The sequence below is a fragment of the Amycolatopsis rhizosphaerae genome, from assembly GCF_007713715.1.
GTDB lineage: Bacteria > Actinomycetota > Actinomycetes > Mycobacteriales > Pseudonocardiaceae > Amycolatopsis_E > Amycolatopsis_E rhizosphaerae.
Window position 1 is genome coordinate 1 of record NZ_VJWX01000677.1, and the last position, 2,970, is coordinate 2,970.

At 66.6% G+C, this 2,970-nt stretch carries 3 protein-coding genes; 1 reads left to right on the forward strand and 2 read right to left on the reverse strand.

Features of this window, described 5'->3' with window-relative positions; all coding sequences use genetic code 11:
• Nucleotides 1-73 precede the first annotated feature (73 nt).
• Nucleotides 74-481 (reverse strand): hypothetical protein, encoded by a 408-nt coding sequence (locus FNH05_RS35355; protein WP_144593199.1) that lies wholly within the window; start codon nucleotides 479-481, stop codon nucleotides 74-76.
• A 238-nt stretch (nucleotides 482-719) separates the two neighbouring features.
• Nucleotides 720-1,298, reverse strand: a complete 579-nt coding sequence (locus tag FNH05_RS35360) for a TetR/AcrR family transcriptional regulator (RefSeq protein WP_144593201.1) — start codon at nucleotides 1,296-1,298, stop codon at nucleotides 720-722.
• Nucleotides 1,299-1,427: 129 nt separating this feature from the next.
• On the opposite strand from FNH05_RS35360, the gene FNH05_RS35365 reads away from it, so the two are divergent.
• Nucleotides 1,428-2,909 (forward strand): flavin-containing monooxygenase, encoded by a 1,482-nt coding sequence (locus FNH05_RS35365; protein WP_144593200.1) that lies wholly within the window; start codon nucleotides 1,428-1,430, stop codon nucleotides 2,907-2,909.
• Nucleotides 2,910-2,970: the final 61 nt, after the last annotated feature.

Here is a 2,970-nt window from a genome sequence, read left to right on the forward strand (position 1 = left end):
GGACGTTTGCTGCGAATCATCCGCAGCAAACGTCCCCCGCTTCACCTGTACGCACGGCAGGGACGGCGCGACTTCAGCGGCCGGCGGCGGCGGTGCGCTTCGGCTTGGACTTGGTCAGGGCGTCGCCGATGTCGGTGGTCAGCTTGGCCTTCGCGGTCCTGGGCTTTTCCCCGTCGTCCTGCGGCTGGGCGGGAACCTGCGCCGCCGGGGCGGACTCGGGGATCTCGAGCGGGGCGGTTTCCGGGAGGGTCAGCCGCGCGCCCATGTAGGCCGCGGTGAACTCCAGAGCGCTGCCGTTGAGCAGGTGCACGACGGTCGCCCCCTTGGCCTCGGCACCCAGTTCCTCGACGAGTTGATCGACGCTGTCTCGCGCCGCGATGATGCCCGGCGCGCGCCCGGTCAGGGTCCTGCCCCCGCCCGCGACCGTGATCGTCCAGTCGTCGTCTTCCTGGACGTAGATCGCCGTGATCGGTTCCGCCATCTCTTCCACCCCTGCCACTGGCCTCGTTGCTCCGCTGGGGAGCGCGTGCGACACGTACCCGCACAACACCGATCAGGTTAACCCGATAGGGCGTATCCGCAGGGCCGTTCGCCGACTTTCGTCGCCCTCTATCGATACCTCATTACGACTCTAGGTGACAAGCTAGCGGCAGAAATGTGCTCTGCGTGACGGTGCGCGGTGCAAATGCACGTGCACGCGGCAAGTTACCGCCCGGTGTTCACCGCACGCGGTCGCGAAGACTGGCCCAGAGCAGGTCCATCGCCGCGTCGGTAGCCCATTCGGGTGTGACATCCTCATGTCGTTCGCACCAGATGGCCAGGCGTTCGCACGCCCCGACGACGAATTCGGCCGCCGCTTCCACCCGAAGGGGGGATCCGAGGTCGAAATAGCCGTCCATCAGCTTCGCGATCAGATCCGTCTGCTGCTGACGGGTGGCCTCGATCTCGTCCGAGGCGGTGGTGGTGCCGATCAACATCATTTCGTTCCGCAGCAGGGACCACGCCTGCCGGTGTTCGCCGATGTAGCGGAAGAACGCGAGGAGTCCGCTGTGCAGGGCCTCCCGGGCCGAAGCTGCCCCGATCACCGCCCGCTCGGTCACCTCGCGCAACTCCGCCCTCGACTGCGCGATACAGGCGGCCAGGAGCCCTTCCTTGGAGCGGAAGTACTCGTAGAGCATCGGCTTCGACACACCGACCCGTTCGGCGATCTCGTCCATCGATGCCGCCAGGTAGCCGTGTTCGGCGAACACGGCCTCGGCGACCTGGATCATCTGCCGCTCCCGCTCCGCGCGCGGCATGCGTTTCCGGGGGCTCGAGGTGCTCACTCGATTCAGTCTACCCAAGGTAACCTACTTAAAGTAAGGTGGACTCACGGTAACACCCAGTGCGGGTGCCCACCGGAATCGGCCGATCACGGAGGACAGACAATGGGCGAGCGGACTGAGGCGGGCGTGGTCATCGTCGGCACCGGGTTCTCGGGGCTCGGCATGGCCATCCAGCTGCGCAAACAGGGGCGTGACGACTTCGTCATCCTGGAGAAGGCCCAAGACGTCGGCGGCACCTGGCGGGACAACACCTATCCCGGCTGCGCCTGCGACATCCAGTCGCACATGTACTCGTTCTCCTTCGAGCAGAACCCGCACTGGACGCGGTCCTTCTCACCCCAGCCCGAGATCTGGGAGTACCTGCGAAGCGTTGCCCGCAAGTACGACCTGTACCGCTTCATCCGGTTCGGCCAGGAGATGACCGGTGCCCGCTGGGACACCGACGAGCACCGCTGGCACGTCGCCACGAGGGGCGGCGACGAGTTCGCGGGGCGTTTCCTGGTCAACGGGGTGGGTGCGCTGCACCTGCCCCAGATCCCGGAGCTGACCGGGATCGAGGACTTCCGGGGTGAGAAGTTCCATTCGGCCGAGTGGAACCACGACTTCGACCTGCGCGGCAAGCGGGTCGCGGTCGTGGGCACCGGGGCCAGTGCGATCCAGTTCGTCCCGCAGATCGCCCGCGAGGTGGAACAGTTGACGCTGTTCCAGCGCACGCCGCCGTGGGTGCTGCCCAAGCCCGACCACGCCATGCCGGAGTGGGCGCGAAGCCTCTTCGAGAAGGTTCCCGGCGTGCAACGGATCTACCGGGACGCGCTGTACTGGATGCTGGAGGCCCGCGCGATCGGTTTCAACGGCCAGCCGTGGGTGATGCGCCTGGCGCAGAAGCTGGCCAAGGCCAACATCGACCGCAACATCCCCGATCCCGTGCTGCGCCGGAAGCTCACGCCGGACTACACCATGGGCTGTAAGCGCGTACTGATCTCCAACGACTACTACCCGGCTCTGGCCAGGGACAACGTGGACGTGAACACCTCCGGGGTGGCGCAGGTGCGCGCGCACGGCGTGGTCGACGGGGCCGGTGTGGAGCATCCCGTGGACGCGATCATCTTCGGTACCGGCTTCCACGTCACCGACGCCTTCGACAACCTCGACATCATCGGCGAGGGCGGCCGCAACCTGTCGAAGGAATGGGCGGCCGAAGGGATGCGGACCCACCTCGGCATCACGGTGTCCGGCTTCCCCAACCTGTTCTTCCTGCTCGGCCCGAACACCGGACTGGGGCACAACTCGGTGGTCTTCATGATCGAGTCGCAGATCCGCTACATAGCGGAAGCCATCGAACTGGTGGAGGGGTCCCGCGCGGGCGGTCTCGTGCCGCGCCCGGACGTGCAGGAACGGTTCAACGACGAGATCCAGCGCAAGCTGAACCGGGGTGTGTGGACCCAGGGCGGCTGCAAGAGCTGGTATCTCGACGCCAAGGGCGTGAACCGCACCGTCTGGCCCGGATTCACCTGGCGCTACTGGATGGCGACCCGCAGGCTCCGCCCGGCCGACTTCGAACTCGTCGGCACCAAGGCTCGTTGAGTCGCCGCTACTCGCCGGGGTCCGTCTCCTTGGGTTTCTGGAGGCGGGCCAGGAGTTCGGG

Bases quoted from the DNA above. Each gene is read 5' to 3' on its own strand.
- FNH05_RS35355 (WP_144593199.1), bottom strand. From the start codon at position 481: ATGGCGGAACCGATCACGGCGATCTACGTCCAGGAAGACGACGACTGG.
- FNH05_RS35360 (WP_144593201.1), bottom strand. From the start codon at position 1,298: ATGCCGCGCGCGGAGCGGGAGCGGCAGATGATCCAGGTCGCCGAGGCC.
- FNH05_RS35365 (WP_144593200.1), top strand. From the start codon at position 1,428: ATGGGCGAGCGGACTGAGGCGGGCGTGGTCATCGTCGGCACCGGGTTC.